The following is a 19188-nucleotide window of genomic DNA, read 5'->3' as shown; positions in this document are numbered from 1 at the left end:
GTCAGTCTCCCCAGCGCAGTGCGGCTTCGAAGCCGATATGGCGTTCGCGATGGCCGTCGTAGACCGGCCGCGACCAGCGCACGCCATACTCGAACACGCGGCCCTGGCCCAGCTGCCACTCGTGCATGTATGACACCGACGGCACCAGTGCACTGCCGAAGCCGTCCTGCCAGTAATCGCCCAGCGAGACGGTCAGCCGGTGGCGGAAGTGGCGTTCGTAGTGGCGCCACAACTGCTGGTCGATGCGCAGGCCGATCTCGACCATGCGATCACGCTTCGGGTTGAAGTAGGGAGCATCATCGCGGCTGCCTCGACTGGTGTAGGCACTGCCCAGGCCATCGATCAGCCACCGTGGGCGGGTCAGCAGCCGCTGCTCGACGCTGGTGCTGAACAGTTCGCGATGGTTGCCATCGTCGTAGCGGAAGCGGCTGGCGCCGAACATCCAGTGCGTGCGTTCGCTGCGCCGGTAGTCGACCTGCGCGCTGACGCTGTCGGCAGTGATGCCGGCCACGCGCGCCTGCATTGATGCATCCGGATCATTGCGTGCGGCGGTCAGTCCGGCATGCCAGTGGTCGTTGAACTGCCAGCCCACGCCGACGCGCAGGCCGGTATCACCGATGTGGTCGTTGGCGCGCAGCACTGCAGCTTCCGCATCCAGACGGCCGAATCGGTAGCGTACGCCCGCGCCCAGCCACAGCGGGTCGATGCGCTGGTCCTGGAAATCGACCGAGCGCCGGTCAGCGAAGGCGAACAGCCGCCAGCGATCGTCGAGTACGGGTGTCTGGACTTCCATGCCATAGCGGCGGTCGTCGTTGCCCAGTGGCGAGGTGCCACCACCGCCGGAACTGCGCCCGATGTCGGTCCATGCCTTCAGCTGCCAACCGCGGTGCGCGCGCCAGGCCTGGTCCATGCGTTCGACGGCGGGCTGGGTGGGGTAGCGCGCGACCAGATCGTCGTGCAGCGGTCGCGCCAGGTCATCGCGCTGCAGGGCGACGTAGGCTTCCTGCATGCCCAGCCGTGGCTCGATGTCGCGCGGGTCCAGCGCATGCGCCATCTGTTGCCGTTGCAGCGCCCTGCGTGGCCAGCCGCGCATCATGTACACGCTGCCCAGCGCGCTCTGCAGGCCGCCGTTGCCCGGTGCGATGTCGACCATCGATTCCAGATCGCGCTGCGCGGTGGGCAGGTCACCGCTGTAGGCGCGCACCATCGCCAGGTTGAGGTCGGCTTCGTAGCGCGACCAGTTTGGATACGGCGACTTGCCGTTGCTCCAGCGCCAGGCAGGTTCCTTGTCGCGCCACGCCTGCAGCAGGTCGACGGCCTTTTCCTGCTGCTCGCTTTCCAGGTAGGCGTAAGCCAGTTCCGAATGCGAGGCGTCGCGCGTCGGATCGCCTGCGACGGCCGCCTGCAGCACCGGAATGGCTTCTTCCGGATGCAGCGTGCCCATCAGCGAATCGCCGACCGCAGGCAGAACATAGTCGGGCAGGGCATGGCCTTCAGCCTGCAGTGCGCGGGCTTCCTCTCGCACCTGCGCATGGCGGCCCAGCCGGTTGAGCAGGATCAGCCGGTCCATGCGGATGCGCAATGGCGCCTGCACAGGTGGGGTGCCTTCGCTGCCCAGATAGCGCTGCATGCGCGCCAGGGTCGATTCGGCTTCTTCCAGCCGGCTGTCTTCGCTGCTGCTGTAGGCCAGGCTCCAGACCACCAGCTTGGCTAGGTAGTCGCCTTCGATGCGTTGCTTCTGAGCAGCGTCGAACAGTTGCGGGCGCTGCTGGTACAGCTCCCAGGCGCGCCAGGCATTGCCGATGTCGCCCAGGGTCAGGACGCGCAGCTTGAACAGCAGGTCGTCGTTGGGCTGCTGCTGGCTGGCGCGCTCGATCGCGCCGAGCGCATCCAGCCAACGGGCCTGGTCGCGGTAGCGGCCGATCTCGGCCAGGGCCGCCTCGCGGTCAGGCGGGGCAGCGCTGCTGGCCCAGGCCAGGGCGGTACAGGCAAGGCCGACGCAGAGCGCCAGCCGGCGGTGGACAACCATTGGGGACCCCCTTGGCTTCCGAACCAGACAACCTGAAAAATGTGACGCACATCACATGCCAGATTTTGGGATGGCCGTGGCCTGCGTCACTCCCCTCGCGAACTCCCATCCAGCAGGGATGGGCGAAACCAGGACAGCGACTTGCAATGTCTTGTCTGAAACGAGAGTCCCCCGCACACCGAGTGGTGGCCTGGGCGGCGCTGCCGCCCCCATGCCCGATGCCGGCACGCGGCAAGGATGGGCATTCGTGGGCACTATCCGCCCGGAATTGTCAGCCCGGCGTCAAAATGCGCAGACGGGCTGACGAGCGGTAGGTGGGGCCGGTTGCGAGGCCCCACGTGGCTTACCAGAGGTCTTCCAGCTTGCGCGGCTTGCAGGCCACCCAGGAGGCGCACAGCATCAGGGTGGCGCAGCCGAACAGGAAGCTGAATGGGATCGTCCAGCCGTCGCTGACGGTGTGCAGCCAGCCGACCAGGAACGGCCCCAGGCAGCTGAAGCTGTAGCCCACGCCCTGCATGAACCCGGACAGCGCGGCCGAGCCGGTGGGGGTGCGGGTGCGCAGGTTGATCAGGGTCAGCGCCAGCGGGAAGGTGGACGGACCGACGCCGAGCAGGCAGGCCCACAGCAGCGGCGCCTTCATCGGGGCCACAAGCAGGCCGGTGAAGGCGATCACGAACGAGAAGAAACCGATCAGCACCAGCGGGAACGGATTCTGCAGGCGCACCGCCATCGACGGAATGACCAGCGACGGCAGCAGGCCCAGTGCCGAGAACACGGCGACCATCACGCCGCCGAACGCGGGCGTGCCACCGGCCTCGACCACGATGCGCGGCAGCCAGGTGAACATCGAATAGGTCATCAGCGAGGTCATGCCGAACATGAGCGTCATGCTCCAGCCCAGCGACGTGCGCCAGACCTTGCCGTGCGGCTGTGCGGTGGGATCGGTGGCGTCGGCCTGCGGCTTCGGTGCGCGCCTGGCCAGCAGCAGCCACGGCAGGGCGGCGGCCAGCGCCAGCAGCGCCCACATGCCCAGCGACACGCGCCAGCCCGCAGCATTCGCCACCGGCACTGCCAGCAGCGCCGGCAGCATCGTGCCCAGCTGCAGCACGCTGATGTACAGCGTGCTCATGGTGCCAACCTTGTTGGCGAAATAGCGCTTCACCAGCGGCGGCACCACCACGTTGCCGATGCCCATGCCGGCCAGTGCAACCACCGAACCGAGCAGCAGCGTGCCGACGTTGCCGGCGCTGGAACGCAGCAGCAGGCCGGCCATCGCCATCACCATCGCCAGCAGCGTGGTGCGTTCCAGGCCCAGGCGCCGCGCCAATGCCGGCGTGGCCACGCCGAACAGCGCGAACGAGGCGGTCGGCAGCATGCCCAGCACGCCGGTCATGGTGGTGCCGAAGCCGAACTGCTGGCCGAGCACGTCCAGCAGCGGGGTGATCGAGGTGACCGCAGTGCGCAGGTTGACCGCTGCCAGCAGGATCGCGGCAAACGCGAGGACACGACCGTGCAGCAGCGACGGCGAATCGGAAGGGGAGGAACTCATCGGTGGTCCTTGCAGGTGTCGCACGCCGCAGCAACGGCATGCAGCGCCGGCATCGGTCTACGCCGAAGCGGCAGGTGGGGGGGGGGCTGCAGGAGGGCCGGCAGCGCGGCCATTGTACGTGCGCTGCGCGGCAAGGTCCCGTCACGCGGGCGGCCTGGCGCTTGATACAAAAAAACCCGGAGGACAGTGATGTCTTCCAGGCTTCTTGGTGACCACCGAAGTGGTCGGGGAGACAGGATTCGAACCTGCGACCTCTACGTCCCGAACGTAGCGCTCTACCAGACTGAGCTACACCCCGAAGGGAGCCGCCTATTCTAGCGATTTACCCTGATGGCGGCAAGGGGTAAATGCCGTTTTATTCACACTGCCGAAGCAGTGCCACTTCAGGGAACAAAAAAGCCTGGACGACGTCACCAGGCTTCAATGCGACCACATGAGTGGTCGGGGAGACAGGATTCGAACCTGCGACCTCTACGTCCCGAACGTAGCGCTCTACCAGACTGAGCTACACCCCGAAGGAGCCGCCTAAGATACCGTGTGAAGGCCAAGGCGGCAAGGTTTTTTTACAGCTCAGCGACGATTTTCCTTCTCGATGCGGTTCTGCTCGCGGGCTTCGAACCACATGCCATTGAGGATGGCCACCGTCGAGGCGAGGCCGGCGCCGAGAATCCAGGCGAAATACCACATGATCAGTCTCCTTCATTCCGGGTAGGTGCCGACCGTTGGTCGGCACACATGCAAGCGATCAATACGCGTTCGGGTTGTTGCCCATCTCTTCGGTGGTGGTCTTGCCCTTCAGCACGCGGTACACCCAGGTGGTGTAACCGATGATGATCGGCAGGAACACCGCCGTGGCCAGCAGCATGATCCACAGGGTCAGGTGGCTGGACGAGGCATCCCACACGGTCAGGCTGGAGGTGGGCTGGCTCGAGGACGGTAGCAGGAACGGGAAGATGGCGAAGCCGACGGTCAGGATGATGCCGGCGATGGCCGCACCGGAGGCGATGAAGGCCAGGCCGCCGCGACGGGCACGCAGCAGCACCGCACTGGCCAGCAGGCCGGCCAGGCCGAGCAGCGGGGCCAGGATCGTGGCCGGCATCGTGCTGTAGTTGCGCATCCAGCCACCGGCGGCGCCGAGTTCGGCGGTCTTCAGCAGAGGATTGGTGGCGCCATCGGTGACCACCTGCGAGGTGATCTGGTAACCCGGCAGGCCGAAGGCCACCCAGGCGCCACCGACGGCGAACAGCACGAAGGCGATGATCGCGGCGATGCTGCCGAAGCGGGCCGCACGCTCGGCCACCGGGCCATCGGTCTTCAGCACCAGCATGGCGGCACCGTGGGCGACCAGCATCGACACGCTGAGCAGGCCGGCCAGCAGTGCGAAGGGCATCAGCAGGCCGAAGAACGAGCCGGTGTAGAAGATGCGCATGCTGTCATCGAAGTGGAACGGCACGCCCAACACCACGTTGCCCACTGCCACGCCCATGATCAGCGCCGGGATGAAGCCGCCGATGAACAGCGCCCAGTCCCAGGTGTTGCGCCAGCGCTCGCTGGGCATCTTGCTGCGGAACTTGAAGCCGACCGGACGCAGGATCAGGGCGAACAGGATCACGAACATCGCCAGGTAGAACCCGGAGAAGCTGACCGCATACAGCGGCGGCCAGGCGGCGAAGATCGCACCGCCACCGAGCACCAGCCATACCTGGTTGCCTTCCCAGACCGGGCCGATGGTGTTGATCACCAGCCGGCGCTCGGCATCGTTGCGGGCGACGAAGGGCAGCAGGGTGCCTACGCCCAGGTCGAAACCATCCATCACGGCGAAACCGATCAGCAGGATGCCGAGCAGCAACCACCAGATCACGCGCAGCGTGGTGTAGTCCAGAAGAATGAAATCCATCTTGGTTCTCCTGCCTCAGGCCTGGCCGGCGGCCGGCGCCGAGGCATTGTGGGAAGCATGCGGCTGGGGCGACTGCAGCGACGGCAGCACCTCGTCCGGACCCTTGCGGATCGCCTTGAGCATCAGCTTGATCTCGACCACGATCAGCGCGGTGTAGATCGCGGTGAAGCCGGCCAGGGTCAGCACGATTTCATGCAGGGCCAAGCCCGATGCTGCATAGAAGGTCGGCAGCACGCCGTCGACCGCCCACGGCTGGCGACCGTATTCGGCCACGAACCAGCCACATTCGATCGCGATCCACGGTGCCGGCAGCGTCCACAGGGCCAGGCGCAGGAACCAGCGCTTGTCCTGGAAGTTGTTGCGGCAGGAGTAGTAGAAGGCCAGCGCGAAGAAGGCGATGAGGTAGAAGCCCAGTCCGGCCATCACGCGGAAGGTCCAGAACAGCGGCATCACGCGCGGCACGGTGTCCATCGCCGCCTGCGAGATTTCCTGCGGGGTGGCGTTGAGGATGTCATCGCGGTAGCGCTTGAGCAGCAGGCCATGGCCCAGGTCCTGCCAATGGCGGTCGAACATCTCGCGCGCTTCAACGTCGTTCTTGTTCGCGCGCAGGCGTTCCAGCGCACCGTAGGCCAGCTGGCCGCCGCGCACGCGGTGTTCGGCGCGCTCGACCAGTTCCAGGATGCCCGGGATCGGCTGGTTCAACGAACGGGTGGCGATCAGGCCCATCAGGTACGGGATCTTCACCGCGTAGTCGTTCTGGTGGGTTTCCTGGTTCGGGATGCCGAAGGCGGTGAAGTCGGCCGGTGCACGCTCGGTCTCCCACATCGCTTCGATCGCGGCCAGCTTCATCTTCTGGTGTTCGCTGGCGGCGTAACCGCTCTCGTCACCCAGCACCACCACCGACAGCGACGACAGCAGGCCGAAGGCTGCGGCCACGGCGAACGAACGACGGGCCAGGTCCTTGTGCTTGTTGCGCAGCAGGAACAGGGCGCTGATCGCCATCACGAACACTGCACCAGTCACGTAACCGGCGCTGACGGTGTGCACGAACTTGGCCTGCGCCACCGGGTTGAACACCACGGCCATGAAGTCGACGACTTCCATGCGCATGGTTTCCGGGTTGAACACCGCGCCGGTCGGGTTCTGCATCCAGCCGTTGGCGATCAGGATCCAGATGGCCGACAGGTTGGTGCCCAGCGCCATCAGCCAGGTCACCATCAGGTGCTTGACCTTGGTCAGGCGGTTCCAACCGAAGAAGAACAGGCCGACGAAGGTGGCTTCCAGGAAGAACGCCATCAGGCCTTCGATGGCCAGCGGTGCACCGAAGATGTCACCCACGTAGTGGCTGTAGTAGGACCAGTTCATGCCGAACTGGAATTCCATGACGATGCCGGTGGCGACGCCCATGGCGAAGTTGATGCCGAACAGGACGCCCCAGAACAGGGTCATCCTGCGCCAGATCTCCTTGCCGGTCATCACGTACACGCTCTCCATGATGGCCACCATGAAGGACAGGCCGAGGGTGAGCGGTACGAATAGGAAGTGGTACATCGCGGTCAGCGCGAATTGCAGCCGCGACAGTTCTACGACTGTCTGATCAATCATGGCCTGGCTACCTCGTTGGATAGTGCCGTTGCAGGTGGCGGGAAGGGTGGTCTACGGGGTGAATGATGTGACCGACTACTTCAAACAGCCTTGATCCAGATCAATGTATGAATGGGTATTCAGGAGGATCGTATGCCAACCCGATGAAGACTGCGACCGCCGGCCGCAGGGGGAGGCTGTTGCCTGCGCCTACAATGCAGTGTCTCCCCTGTTACCCGTGAAGACCCCTTGAGCGCTGCCGAAACGACCCCTGACGGCCTTTCCCCGGAAGCCGAAACGACCCGCCAGCGGCGTGCCCGCACCGTATGGCTGGCCGATCTAGCGCGCTCCGCTCGAGGTCGCCAGCGGCTGGCGGCGCTGTGCATCAGCCTGTCCGGCGCGCTGCTGATCGGCCAGGCCGCTGCCATCGCCTGGCTGGTGCAGCAGGTGCTGGTGGAGCGCGCACCGCTGGCGTCGGGCCTGCCGGTGCTCGCTGGGCTGGCGGTGATCCTGGTGCTGCGCACGCTGCTGGGCAGCGCCACCCAGGCGGCTGCCGGTGATGTGGCCGATGCCGCGCGGTTGGCGCTGCGCGAGCGTGTGTTCGCGCGCCTGCTTGGGCATGGGCCGCTGTGGCTGCGCCAGCGCCGCACCGGCGAGCTGGGCGAACTGATGCTTCATCACGGTGATGCGATCGAGAGCTATTACAGCGGCTTCCTGCCGGTGCGCACCGAAGTGGTGGTGGTGCCGCTGCTGATCCTGGCCGCAGTGGCCTGGGTGGATTGGGTGGTAGCGCTGATCCTGCTGTTCACCGCACCGCTGGTGCCGTTCTTCATGATGCTGGTGGGCTGGGGCGCTGAAGCCGCCGGCCGTGCGCAGCTGGGCGAGCTGGCGCGGATGAGCGGCCACTTCGCCGACCGCATCAAGGGTCTGGGCCTGCTGCGCCTGTATGGCCGGGGCGAGGCCGAACTGGACGGCATCGCGGCCGCCGCCGAAGGCGTGCGCGTGCGTACGATGAAGGTGCTGCGCATCGCCTTCCTGTCGTCCACGGTGCTGGAATTCTTCGCCTCGGTGAGCGTGGCGATGGTTGCGCTGTACCTGGGCCTGAGTTATCTGGGCCTGATGACGCTGCATGCAGCAGTGCCGACGCTGGGCGCCGGGCTGTTCTGCCTGCTCCTGGCGCCGGAGTTCTACGCGCCGCTGCGGCGTCTGGCCGCGCACTACCACGATCGTGCCAACGCACTGGCTGCCGCCGCCGAGGTGGAGCGCCTGCTGCAGTCGCTGCCCGATGAGCAGGGCCTGATCGAGAACGAGATCGCGCCGCTGGCGGCGGAGCCGGCCGAGGCCGCATTGCCGCCGCTGCAGGCGCAGGGGCTGGTGCTGCGCCCGTTGGGCGCGCCGCAGGACGTGCTGCAGGATCTGGACCTGCTGCTGGAGCCGGGCCAGCGCCTGGCCCTGGTCGGTCCCAGCGGGTCCGGCAAAAGCACGTTGCTTGAGGCGCTGGCCGGCTGGTTGCCGCCGCGTGCCGGCAAGCTGCAGCTGCGGCCCGGCGTGCAGGTGGCCTATGCCAGCCAGCGACCGTACCTGTTCCACGGCAGCATCGCCGACAACCTGCGCCTGGCAGATCCCGGCGCCAGCGATGCGCGGTTGCGCGCAGTGGCCGAGGCCTCGCAGGTGCTGCAGTTCGCACAGCGCCTGCCACAGGGCCTGGATACGGTGATCGGCGAACGTGGCTTCGGCCTGTCCGGCGGCGAAGCCCGCCGCATCGGCCTGGCCCGCCTGTTGCTGCGTGATCCGCAGGTGCTGCTGCTGGACGAGCCCACCGCGTTCCTCGATGCCGATACCGAGGCCGCACTGCTGCGCAGCCTGGCCGCGTATGCACGTGGCCGCAGCGTGGTGGTCGCCACCCACAGCCCGGCGGTGATCGCGTGGGCTGACCGTTGCCTGCTGTTGCCGGAAGGCCGCCTGGTGGAACCGGCACAGGCGGTGCGCGCATGAGCCGCTCGCCTGATTCGCTGCGCGCGGTGTTCCTGCGCCACCGGCCGCGCCTGCTGCTGACCATGCTGCTGCTGTGGATCACGATGCTGGCCGGCACCGCCCTGCTGGGCCTGTCCGGTGGCTTCCTGACCGCCGCTGCGCTGGCCGGTGCGGCCGGGCTGGCGCAGGGCTTCAACTTCTTTTCGCCGTCGGCCGGCATCCGCGGCCTGACCATGGCGCGCATCGTGTCGCGCTACTTCGAGAAGCTGGTCGGCCACGATGCCACGCTGCGCATCGCCCGCGACCTGCGCGTGTGGTTCTTCCGCCGCGCGCTGCCACTGGCGCCGGCGCGGCTGGGGGCCACGCGTACCGGCGAACTGCTGGCACGCCTGCTGGGTGACATCAATGAGGTGGATGGCCTGCTGGTGCGTGCGATCGGGCCGCTGGTGGCGCTGGGTGCGCTGTCACTGGTGGCGATCGCCTCGGCCGCTGTGATCCTGCCGTCTGCGGCGGTACTGCTGGCGGTGCTAGCGTTGCTGATCGCCTTCGGTGTGCCGTGGCTGGGCGTGCGTGGTCGCGACGATGAGGAGGCCGACCGTGCCGCGCATCGTGCTGCCCTGCGTACCGCAGCCTTCGAAGGACTGGAGGGCGCGGGTGATCTGGCCGCGTTGCATGCCGGTGCAGCGTGGCAGTTGAAGGTGCGCGTGGCCGCCAAGCAGCTGGCTTCGCGGGATCGTCGTCGGCGCTGGCGCCTGATCGCGGCCTCGACCCTGCATGGCCTGGTCGCCGGACTGGGCCTGGTGGCGATGCTGGCGTTGGCCCTGCATGCGGCCGAACAGCAGCGCATCGCGCCGGAAATGGCAGCGGGTCTGGTGTTCCTCACCGTGGCACTGATCGAACTGTGGGCCGGCATGGGCCTGGCCTGGCAGTCGCTGCAGTCCGGGCGCATCGCCGCCGATCGCCTGCAGGCCATCGTCGAGCAACCGCCGACGGTGGAGGACCCGCAGGCGCCGCAGGCGGTGCCGCAGGCCGCGCGCGTGCATTGGGATGACGTGCACTTCCAGTGGCCCGGTGCGGCGCGGCCGGTGTTGTCCGGCCTGCAGCTGACCCTGGCGCCGGGCGAGCGGATCGCGATTCGCGGCGACAGCGGCAGTGGCAAGACCACCCTGTCGAGCCTGCTGCTGCGGTTATGGGATCCGCAACAGGGACGGTTGACCTACGGGGGCCGCGACCTGCGTGATTTCGCCCAGGCCGACTGGCACCGGCAACTGGCGTGGCTGCCGCAGAACGCGCCGGTGTTTGCCGGCAGCGTGGCCGAGAACCTGCGATTGGGTGATCCCGATGCCAGTGACGCAGCGTTGTGGGCGGTACTGCGTCGCGTGCGCCTGGGCGAGTGGGCCGAGCGCAACGGTGGCCTGCAGGCCTGGGTGGGCGAGAACGGCGCGACGATGTCGGCCGGCCAGGCACGACGCCTGGCGCTGGCGCGCGCGCTGCTGCGCAATGCGCCGATCCTGCTGCTGGACGAACCGACCGAAGGCCTGGACGTGGATACCGCACGTGCGTTGCTGCAGGACCTCTCCGGGTTGCTGGACGGGCGCAGCCTGCTGATGATCACCCACGACGACCTGCCCGACGGCGTGGTGGATGCGCAGTACCGGTTGCGTGATGGGGTTCTGGTGCGCGAAGCGTGAATGGTAGTGCCGGCCGCTGGCCGGCAACCTCATGGCGCTTGATATGGATACGCAATTGCCGGCCAGCGGCCGGCACTACCCATTCGAAGGGTTACCGCGAGAACTCGCGCAGCATCACCGCAATCGAGGCCACGTTGGCCAGCACGCACAGCCAGAACACCCACTGGAATTCGGCTTTGCGATGCTTGTGGCGGAACAGCGCCTGGCCCAGCAGCGCGCTCGGCCAACCGCCGGCAAAGGCCAGCAACTGCAGTGTGCGCTCGGGAATACGCCACTGCTTTCGCTGCGCCGCGCGCTTGTCGTGGCCGTACAGGCCGAACGACACCGCGCTGGCGAGCAGGCACCAACCGCCCAGCCACAGCGGCAGCACGCCGCTGACCGTCAGTGCGATCAACGCACCGAATGCGGCCAGCGCGAGGTTACGCCGCCATGCCACTTACAGCGCGTCGAGGAAGCCGCGCACGGCCGGGCCGAAACGCTCGAAATCGACGAGGAAGGCGTCATGGCCCTGCGGCGACTCCAGGCCGATGAAGCGCGCATCGGCACCGCCTGCGCGCAGGCCGTCGGCGACCTGTTGCTGCTGCTGCACCGGGAACAGGATGTCGGTGTTGGCGCCGATCGCCAGCGCCTTCTCCACCCGGATCTTCGCCAGCCCGGCCAGCACATCACCGTCGGCGTATTCGGCCAGGTCGAACCAGTCCATCGAGCGGCTCAGGTAGAGGTAGCAGTTCGGATCGAAGAAGCGCACGAAGCGCCGGGCATGGCCTTCCAGGTAGCTTTCCACCTGGAATTCCAGGCCGAACGGATCGTCGTCGGCCTGGTCCGAATCCAGCCGCACGCGGCCGAAGCGGCCATCCCATTCCAGTGCCGAACGGTAGGTGATCACGCCCAGCTTGCGCGCCATGCGCATGCCGGACTCGGGATACTCGGCATCGTCGTAGTGACCGCCATTCCAGCGCGGATCAAGGCGGATCGCCTCGCGCTGCAGCGAACGTATCGCGATCGAGAACGGCAGTGCCTGCGCACTGCCGGAAATGTTGACGTGGCTGCGCGCAATGCCCGGGTGCAGCATCAGTACCGCGAGTGCGGTCATGCCGCCCATTGAATTGCCGACCACGCAGGCCAGCTGTTCGATGCCTAGTGCACGCACGACTTCGATCGCGGCGCGTGCGCCGTCTTCGATCGACAGCTCGGGGAAGTCGAGGCGATACGGTTGGCCCGTGGCCGGGTTGAGCGAGGCGGGACCGGTCGAGCCCTTGCAGCTGCCCAGCGAATTCACGCAGACCACGAACCAGCGGTCGGTATCGATCGGCTTGCCGGGGCCGACCATGCCTTCCCACCAGCCCGGTGCGGAGTTGGCGTCATTGGCCGCGGCGTGTGCATCCGGCGACAGGCCGGTCACGATCAGGATCGCGTTGCTGGCGTCGGCGGCCAGCGTTCCCCAGGTTTCGTAGGCCACGCGTGCGCCGTGCAGGGCGCCACCGCGCTTGAACGGGAACGGCGAGGGCAGGGCGTGGAAGCGGGTGCCGGGCGGAATGAATTCGGTCATGCACGCATTCTAGCGGGGCCGCATGTGGAGCTGGCGACACGCTGGTTTCCATCGGCGATGCACCCGGTAGTGCCGGCCGCTGGCCGGCAACCTCATGAATCTGGATGCGCCCGCGTGGTTGCCGGCCAGCGGCCGGCACTACGGGAACCGCAGCTCCACCACGCCTTCATGCGGCAGGCTCACCTTCACCGGCACGCTCTGCAGATCGTCCTCGCTGCGGTTGGCACTGCCGCTGCGCGAGATGCGTGCCAGCACTTCTACTTCGCGATGCGCGGACAACGGTGCGGTCGGCATCGGGCTGTCTGCGTCGCCCAGCCCGACCGTGGCCGGGAAATCGGCCAGAGGCAGCTTGCGTGCGGCCACCGGCATCGGCGGTCCACCCACGGCGCGGGCCAGCACGAATACCTGGGTGCTGGTGGGCCACTCAGCGTTGTTCAGCGCAGGCAGCTGCACGCGCACCTGCAGCAGCGCCGGTGGCGTCGCAGCGGCAGCATCGGGCGCCTGGCCGGCGGCTTCGCGGGCGATGGCGATCTGCGCCTGCAGCGCCTGCGCGGCGCCGGGCTCAAGCCGTGGCAGCAGGCCGCTCCAGATGTCGGCAGCCTCGGCATTCTTTCCGCGCTGGCGCAGGGCGATGCCCAGCAGCCAGCTGGCGCGCTCTGCATCGGGCGCCAGCGCACGGGCCTGCTGCAACCAGGCCATCGCGGTGTCATCGAACTGCTTGCCGGCATCGGCCTGCGCACGTGCCTGCGCCGCTTCCACCAGCACGCCGGGGTCTTCCGGGGCGAGAGCGGCAGCACGTGCGAAGGCCTCCGCTGCGGCGGCGGCGTTGCCCAGTTCGGCCTGCGACCGGCCCAGCAACGCCCAGCCATCGGCTCGCTGCGGGTCTCGCTGCAGTGCATCCTGCAGGGCCTGCACACCATCGCGCAGGGTGGCTACCGACGGCGTCGGTTGTACCTGTGCTGCACGCGGATCACCAACCAGCAGATACAGGCAGGCACCGGCCACGCCCAGCGCGAGCACGCCCACCACGAAACCGCGGCGACCGTGGTGGCGCAGCGGCCACAGCACCAGCGCCGCCATCAGTGCGGCCACCAGTCCAGCCAGCATCGGCAGCCAATGGCTCACCATCCGTCTCCTTCATCGGTCTTGCTGGCGGGGGCGGCAGCAACCGTGCGGCCACGGCGGCGGACGATGCCCAGTACCACCAGCGCGCCGGCGCCCAGCACCAGCAGCGGACCGCCCCACAGCAGCCAGGTGCCCGGCTGCAGAGGCGGTTGATAGAGCACGAACTCACCGTAGCGCGCGACCAGGAACTGCTTGATCTGTGCGTCGTCGCGGCCCTGCTGCATCAGCTGCAGCACCTCGCGGCGCAGGTCCTGCGCGATCTGCGCGTTCGAGTCGGCCAACGACTGGTTCTGGCACTGCACGCAGCGCAGCTGCGCGGCCAGGTCGTGGAAGCGGCGCTCTTCGGCGCCATCGCGGAACTGCAGTGGCTGCGGATCATGCAACGGCTGCTGTGCCAGCACGGCCAGGGGCAGCATCAGAAGCAGCAATGCCAGCAGCCAGCGCATGGGCTCAGGGCGCCGTGTGCAGCGTGCTGCCGGCATTGCCCTGGGCCTTCTCGATCTTCTCCAGTGCCGGGATCAGCTTCTCGTCGACCACGCGCTGGGTCATCGCACCGCTGTACTTCCAGCGCACGACGCCGCTGCCGTCGACCAGGAAGGTCTCCGGTGCGGCGGTCACGCCCCAGTCGATCGCGGTGCGGCCTTCCACGTCGCTGAGCACGACCATGAACGGGTTGCCCAGCTGTTCCAGCCAATGCAGGGCATCGGTCGGTTCATCCTTCCAGTTGTAGCCGATCACGCGCACGCGCTTGCTCTCGGCGAAACGGGTCAGCACCGGGTGTTCCTCGCGGCAGGCCGCGCACCAGCTGCCCCACACGTTCAACAGGTAAGGCGCGCCGCGCAGATCGTCGCTGTGCACAATCATTTCCGGGTCGTGCAGCACCGGCAGCGCGAACGCCGGCGCCGGCTTGTCGATCAGCGCCGATGGCAGCACGTCGCGCTGCGGATCGCCCGATTTCATCACCCCGTAGATCATCAGCCCGAGCAGGCCGAAGAAGAACAGCACGCCGATCACGATGGCTACCGGCGGCAGCGGGCGGGAGGGGCGCGGGGCGGGGGACTCGGACATGGAAACTCCTACGGACGACGGAAGCGGCGGTCGGCGGCGGTGATGAATCCGCCCAGGGCCATCAACAGCGCGCCCAGCCAGATCCAGCGCACGAACGGCTTGATGTGCACCCGGACCGCCCATGCATTGTTGCCCAGCGGCTCGCCCAATGCCACGTAGACATCACCATCGAGGCGTGCATCGATGCCGGCCTCGGTCATCACCTGGCCGCCGCTGGCGTACTGGCGCTTTTCCGGATGCAGCAGGGCCAGCTCGCGGCCGTTGCGGAACACGCGCAGGTGGCCGCGGTCGGCGATGAAGTTCGGTCCTTCGCGATGGTCCACGCCCTCGAAGCGTACTTCGTGGCGGCCGACCACCACCTGCTGGCCCGGTGCCAGCGCCACTTCACGCTGTACGTTCAGGGCTTCCACCAGCAGCGCACCGGCCAGGAACACGGCGATGCCGGCATGGGCGACGATCATGCCGAGCATTTCGGCGGTGAAGCGGCCATTGCCGCGCAGTCGCTGCCAGACGAAACGTGCGGTACCGAAGCCGACCCAGACCGCGGCAGCGACACCGAGACCGGCCTTCCAGCCGTTCTGCGGCGCCTGCCACCAGGCCAGCGCACCCAGCAGCACCGCCAGCCCCAGCCAGGGTGCCAGCAGCGCGAACGCGCGCGAGGGCTGGTCGCGTTGCCACTTCACCAGCGGGCCGAACGGCAGCAGCAGGATCATCGGTGCCATCAGCAGCAGGAACAGGCTGCCGAAGTAGGGCGGGCCGACCGAGATCTTGCCCAGCGACAGTGCATCGGCCAGCAACGGATACAGTGTGCCGAGCAGCACCATCGCGCAGGCGGTGGCCAGCAGCAGGTTGTTGGCCAGCAGCAGGGTCTCGCGCGAGGTGGCGGTGAAGCCACGGCGCGGATCGTCGGCGTCCACGCTGAGCTGGCTGGCGCGCAGCGCGTACAGCAGCAGGCTGCCGCCGACCAGCACCGACAGGAACACCAGGATGAACAGGCCTCGCGACGGATCTGCAGCGAACGAATGCACGCTGGTCAGCACACCGGAGCGCACCAGGAAGGTGCCGAGCAGCGACAGCGCGAAGGCCGCGATCGCCAGCAGCAGGGTCCAGCTGCCGAAAGTGCCGCGCTTCTCAGTGACCGCCTGCGAGTGGATCAGCGCCGCACCGACCAGCCACGGCATGAAGCTCGCATTCTCCACCGGGTCCCAGAACCACCAGCCGCCCCAGCCGAGCTCGTAATACGCCCACCAGCTGCCCAGCGCGATGCCCAGGGTCAGGAAGCCCCAGGCGACGTTGGTCCACGGCCGCGTCCAGCGCAGCCAGCGCGCGTCGACGCGGCCTTCCAGCAGTGCCGCCACCGCGAACGCGAACGGCACAGCAAAGCCCACGTAACCGATGTACAGCATCGGCGGATGGATGATCAGGCCCGGGTCCTGCAGCAGCGGGTTGAGATCACGGCCTTCCAGCGGGGCCGGATTCAGGCGCAGGAACGGGTTGGAGGTGAAGATCAGGAAGGCGAGGAATCCGACGCTGACGATGCCCATCACCGCCAGTACACGCGCCTGCACCGGTGCCGGCAGGTGCCGCGAGAACAGCGCCACCGCGCCGGTCCACAGCGCCAGCACCAGCGCCCACATCAGCAGTGAGCCCTCGTGCGCACCCCACACCGCCGAGTAGCGGTAGATCATCGGCAGCAGCGAATTGGAGTTCTCGGCCACGTAGCGCACCGAGAAGTCCTGCTGCACGAACGCAGCGGTGAGCACCGCGAAGGCGCCGGCGAGCAGCAGCAGCTGTGCGAAGGCGGCTGGCCGTGCCACCGCCATCCATGCCGTGTTGCCGCGATGCGCGCCGACCAGCGGCAGGCCAGCCTGCAGCAGCGAGGCCAGCAGCGCGCACAACAGCAGGATCTGACCCAGTTCGGGCAGCACTCAGCGCACCTCGGGTGCCGTCACCGGCACGTCATGCTTGCGATGGGCGTCGCCCATCTTGTCGGCCACTTCCTTGGGCACGTACTTCTCATCGTGCTTGGCCAGCACCTCGTCGGCGACGAACACATCGTCCTGCAGGCGGCCACTGGCGACCACTGCGGTGCCTTCGGCGAACATGTCCGGCAGGATCCGCGACGTGGTCACCGCCAGCTGGGCATCGCCGTCGGTCACTTCAAAACGTGCTTCCAGCGAACCGACCGGGCGGTTGAAGGAGCCCTTCACCACCATGCCGCCCAGGCGGAACCGCGACTGCGCATCGACATCGCCGCGCAGCACTTCCGAAGGCGTGTACAGGTAGGCGATGTTGCGTTCCAGCGCCATCGCCACCAGCGCGGTGGCCAGCCCGGAGGCGAGCAGGGCCAGCAGTACCCAGACCAGGCGGCGACGTTGTACCGGCGTCATCGTTCCAGCTCCGTCGACAGCGGCGCCGCAGCGTCCTGTTTGACGGCGCGGGTCTGCTGCCGCTGCTGGCGTGCCAGCGCCAACCGGCGTGCCACGCGCAGGCGCAGCCACGAACCGATGGCATCGGCGCCGAGTACCAGCACGAACACGGCGTAGGCGCCGATCACATAGGGCAGGTGGGTCATGATTGGGCCTCCCCGGCCGCACGTGCGGCATCGACGCGACCACCGACCCAGGCCTTGCCGGCCTCGCGGTCGAGATTGTCGGCGCGGGCCTTGGCCAGCACCGAACCAGCGAACCAGAACTTGGTGCCGATCACCATCCACCACAGTGGCGCGATCATCGCGCTGCTGATCGCCGATTCACCGAACACGTTGATCGACTGGCGCTGGTGCAGGCCGCCCCACCAGTCCACCGAGTAGCGGATCACCGGCAGCAGGCTGACTCCGACGATGGCCAGCAGGCCAGCCGCGCGTGCGGCGCTGCGGCGGTCCTCGATGGCGTGATACAGGCCGATCACGCCCAGGTAGAGGAACAGCAGCACCAGCTCACTGGTCATGCGCGGGTCCCAGTCCCACCAGGTGCCCCAGGTACCCTTGCCCCAGATGCTGCCGGTGAGCAGGGTGATCAGGGTGAAACCGGCACCCATCGGTGCGCAGGCCATGGCCAGGATCTCGCAGACCTTGATCCGCCAGATCAGGGCGATGGCGGCATACAGCGCCATCAGCGCGAACACGAACAGGCTCATCCAGGCGCTGGGCACGTGGATGTAGAGGATGCGGAAGCTGTCCAGCTGCTTGGCTTCCGGCGGCACCACCAGCAGCGCCTGCCACATGCCGACCAGCAGCACCGGGACCGCCGCGAGGTAGAACACCCGCGACCAGCGGGCAGCGAATCGGTCGAACGTGGGGGGCGAACCGAGTTGGTGGAACCAGCGGACAATCGGATTCATGCGTGGCGGCTATCCAGCAGGGGTGGATTGGCTCTCAGCTCGGTCAACTCAGAGAAATACGTATTGCAGCGGCGGTGGCCAACGGCGCCAGCACCAGCGCGAGCAGCAGGCCGGCGCCCAGCATCAGCAGCGCACCGACCGGATCCTGTCCGCGTCCCGCCGCTGCCAGGCTGCCTGCACCGAACACCAGCACCGGCACGTACAGCGGCAACGACAGCAACGCCACGAGAATACCAGAGCGCCGGATGCCTACGGTCAGTGCAGCGACCACGCCACCGATCAGGCTCAGCAACGGTGTTCCCAGCAGCAACGATGCCAGCAACATCGGCAGCTGGTCATGCGGCAGATGCAGCATTTCGGCCAGCAACGGGCTGACCACGATCAGCGGCAGCGCAGTGGTGGCCCAGTGCAGCAGCACGCGCACCAGCACCAGCCAGGCCAGCGGCACCGGCGCCAGCAGCCATTGCTCCAGCGAGCCGTCTTCGGCATCGGAGCGGAACAGCGAATCCAGCGACAGCTGGCCGGCCAGCAGTACCGCCAGCCACAGCACCGCGCCGGCGGTGGCGGCCAGCAGTTGCGGTTCGCGGCCCTGGGCGAGCGCGAACAGCACCACCACCAGTACCGCGAACAGCAGCGGCTGCAGCGCATCGCCGCGGCGGCGCCAGAGCAGGCGCAGGTCGCGCTTGAGCAGGGCGCCCGCGGTCTGCCAGAGGCCCGGTTCGGTGCCTGGCGCGATCATGCGGTACCGCCGAGGTCGAGCTGGCGGGTACGCACCGGCGGTGCGGCATAGGCGCCGTGGGTGGTGACCAGTGCAGCGCCGCCGGCACGCAGATGCGCGGAAATCATCCGGTTGACCAGGGTGATGCCCTCCAGGTCGAGGTTGGCATAGGGTTCGTCGAGCAGCCACAACGGCGCCGGTGACAGCCAGATGCGTGCCAGTGCCAGCCGCCGCTTCTGTCCGGCGGACAGATGCCGAACGAGAGTGTCCTCATAACCGGCCAGGCCGACGATGGCCAGCGCGTTGCCCGGCATCTGCCGTGCGCGACGGCCGTGCAGGCCACACAGGAAATGCAGGTTCTCCAGCGTGTCCAGATCGGGCTTCAATGCGGGCAGGTGGCTGAGGTAGGCGACGTAACGCGCGCGCTCGGCATTGCCGGCCGGCCTGCCATCGATCTGCACCTGCCCGGCACCAGGCCGGGCCAGGCCCGCCAGCACGCGCAGCAGGGTGGTCTTGCCGGCGCCATTGCCGCCTTGAACCAGCAGGGCTTCGCCGGCGTCCACATGGAAGTCCAGCGGGCCGAACACCGGCTCGTCATTGCGGGAAAAGCTCAGGCCGCTGGCGGCCAGCAATGCAGGGGTGTTCAAGGGGCAAAGGTCTTC

The 19188-nt window shown here is 67.7% G+C and carries 18 protein-coding genes and 2 tRNA genes; 2 read left to right on the top strand and 18 right to left on the bottom strand.

Annotated features, from left to right (window positions below; genetic code table 11):
- Position 1: 1 nt before the first annotated feature.
- The 7 genes from pgaA to ACSYS9_RS16420 all read right to left on the bottom strand — a co-directional run bounded on the left by pgaA (position 2) and on the right by ACSYS9_RS16420 (position 7080).
- Positions 2-2029 carry a poly-beta-1,6 N-acetyl-D-glucosamine export porin PgaA gene (gene pgaA, locus ACSYS9_RS16450; RefSeq protein WP_071229724.1) on the bottom strand — a complete coding sequence of 676 codons (2028 nt, stop codon included), beginning with the start codon at positions 2027-2029 and terminating at the stop codon, positions 2-4.
- 343 nt (positions 2030-2372) lie between these two features.
- Entirely contained in the window at positions 2373-3578 is a 1206-nt protein-coding gene (locus ACSYS9_RS16445) for a CynX/NimT family MFS transporter (protein WP_032129410.1), read from the bottom strand.
- A gap of 221 nt (positions 3579-3799) precedes the next feature.
- Positions 3800-3876, bottom strand: a tRNA-Pro gene (locus ACSYS9_RS16440).
- A 140-nt stretch (positions 3877-4016) separates the two neighbouring features.
- Positions 4017-4093, bottom strand: a tRNA-Pro gene (locus tag ACSYS9_RS16435).
- A gap of 55 nt (positions 4094-4148) precedes the next feature.
- Positions 4149-4265, bottom strand: a complete 117-nt coding sequence (gene cydX, locus ACSYS9_RS16430; RefSeq protein ID WP_005410354.1) for a cytochrome bd-I oxidase subunit CydX — start codon at positions 4263-4265, stop codon at positions 4149-4151.
- Positions 4266-4323: 58 nt separating this feature from the next.
- Positions 4324-5475, bottom strand: a complete 1152-nt coding sequence (gene cydB, locus ACSYS9_RS16425) for a cytochrome d ubiquinol oxidase subunit II (protein WP_014037846.1) — start codon at positions 5473-5475, stop codon at positions 4324-4326.
- A gap of 15 nt (positions 5476-5490) precedes the next feature.
- The gene (locus tag ACSYS9_RS16420) at positions 5491-7080 is read right to left on the bottom strand and encodes a cytochrome ubiquinol oxidase subunit I (RefSeq protein WP_071229725.1); all 1590 of its coding nucleotides are present in this window, start codon (positions 7078-7080) and stop codon (positions 5491-5493) included.
- A gap of 228 nt (positions 7081-7308) precedes the next feature.
- Between ACSYS9_RS16420 and cydD the strand changes: the two genes are divergently transcribed.
- Positions 7309-9054 (top strand): thiol reductant ABC exporter subunit CydD, encoded by a 1746-nt coding sequence (gene cydD, locus ACSYS9_RS16415; protein WP_071229726.1) that lies wholly within the window; start codon positions 7309-7311, stop codon positions 9052-9054.
- The gene (gene cydC / locus ACSYS9_RS16410; protein ID WP_071229727.1) at positions 9051-10724 is read left to right on the top strand and encodes a thiol reductant ABC exporter subunit CydC; all 1674 of its coding nucleotides are present in this window, start codon (positions 9051-9053) and stop codon (positions 10722-10724) included. Before cydD ends, cydC begins: the two co-directional genes overlap by 4 nt.
- A gap of 91 nt (positions 10725-10815) precedes the next feature.
- On the opposite strand, the gene ACSYS9_RS16405 is transcribed toward cydC, so the two are convergent.
- The 11 genes from ACSYS9_RS16405 to ccmA form a co-directional block, all read right to left on the bottom strand.
- Positions 10816-11160 carry a DUF1294 domain-containing protein gene (locus ACSYS9_RS16405; RefSeq protein ID WP_440568201.1) on the bottom strand — a complete coding sequence of 115 codons (345 nt, stop codon included), beginning with the start codon at positions 11158-11160 and terminating at the stop codon, positions 10816-10818.
- Complete coding sequence (gene metX, locus ACSYS9_RS16400; protein WP_049423967.1) at positions 11161-12273, bottom strand: homoserine O-acetyltransferase MetX; 1113 nt, start codon at positions 12271-12273, stop codon at positions 11161-11163.
- A gap of 138 nt (positions 12274-12411) precedes the next feature.
- The gene (locus ACSYS9_RS16395; protein WP_071229729.1) at positions 12412-13401 is read right to left on the bottom strand and encodes a tetratricopeptide repeat protein; all 990 of its coding nucleotides are present in this window, start codon (positions 13399-13401) and stop codon (positions 12412-12414) included.
- Positions 13395-13844, bottom strand: a complete 450-nt coding sequence (locus ACSYS9_RS16390; RefSeq protein ID WP_032129419.1) for a cytochrome c-type biogenesis protein — start codon at positions 13842-13844, stop codon at positions 13395-13397. The genes ACSYS9_RS16395 and ACSYS9_RS16390 overlap by 7 nt, the downstream gene beginning before the upstream one ends.
- Before the next feature lie 4 nt (positions 13845-13848).
- On the bottom strand, positions 13849-14466 hold the full coding sequence (locus tag ACSYS9_RS16385) for a DsbE family thiol:disulfide interchange protein (RefSeq protein WP_071229730.1): 618 nt from the start codon (positions 14464-14466) through the stop codon (positions 13849-13851).
- Between the two features lie 8 nt (positions 14467-14474).
- Entirely contained in the window at positions 14475-16394 is a 1920-nt protein-coding gene (locus ACSYS9_RS16380) for a heme lyase CcmF/NrfE family subunit (RefSeq protein ID WP_071229731.1), read from the bottom strand.
- Positions 16395-16856 (bottom strand): cytochrome c maturation protein CcmE, encoded by a 462-nt coding sequence (gene ccmE, locus ACSYS9_RS16375; RefSeq protein ID WP_032129787.1) that lies wholly within the window; start codon positions 16854-16856, stop codon positions 16395-16397.
- Complete coding sequence (locus tag ACSYS9_RS16370; protein ID WP_032129786.1) at positions 16853-17041, bottom strand: heme exporter protein CcmD; 189 nt, start codon at positions 17039-17041, stop codon at positions 16853-16855. The genes ccmE and ACSYS9_RS16370 overlap by 4 nt, the downstream gene beginning before the upstream one ends.
- Positions 17038-17808 carry a heme ABC transporter permease CcmC gene (gene ccmC / locus ACSYS9_RS16365; RefSeq protein ID WP_049460760.1) on the bottom strand — a complete coding sequence of 257 codons (771 nt, stop codon included), beginning with the start codon at positions 17806-17808 and terminating at the stop codon, positions 17038-17040. Before ccmC ends, ACSYS9_RS16370 begins: the two co-directional genes overlap by 4 nt.
- Positions 17809-17851: 43 nt before the next feature.
- On the bottom strand, positions 17852-18547 hold the full coding sequence (gene ccmB, locus ACSYS9_RS16360; RefSeq protein WP_005410340.1) for a heme exporter protein CcmB: 696 nt from the start codon (positions 18545-18547) through the stop codon (positions 17852-17854).
- Positions 18544-19173 (bottom strand): heme ABC exporter ATP-binding protein CcmA, encoded by a 630-nt coding sequence (gene ccmA, locus ACSYS9_RS16355; RefSeq protein WP_032129784.1) that lies wholly within the window; start codon positions 19171-19173, stop codon positions 18544-18546. Before ccmA ends, ccmB begins: the two co-directional genes overlap by 4 nt.
- Positions 19174-19188: the final 15 nt, after the last annotated feature.

This window comes from Stenotrophomonas sp. STK17_22 (assembly GCF_051983905.1).
GTDB classification, from domain to species: Bacteria; Pseudomonadota; Gammaproteobacteria; order Xanthomonadales; family Xanthomonadaceae; genus Stenotrophomonas; species Stenotrophomonas maltophilia_A.
This window is presented reverse-complemented; position numbering and strand designations above follow the sequence as displayed.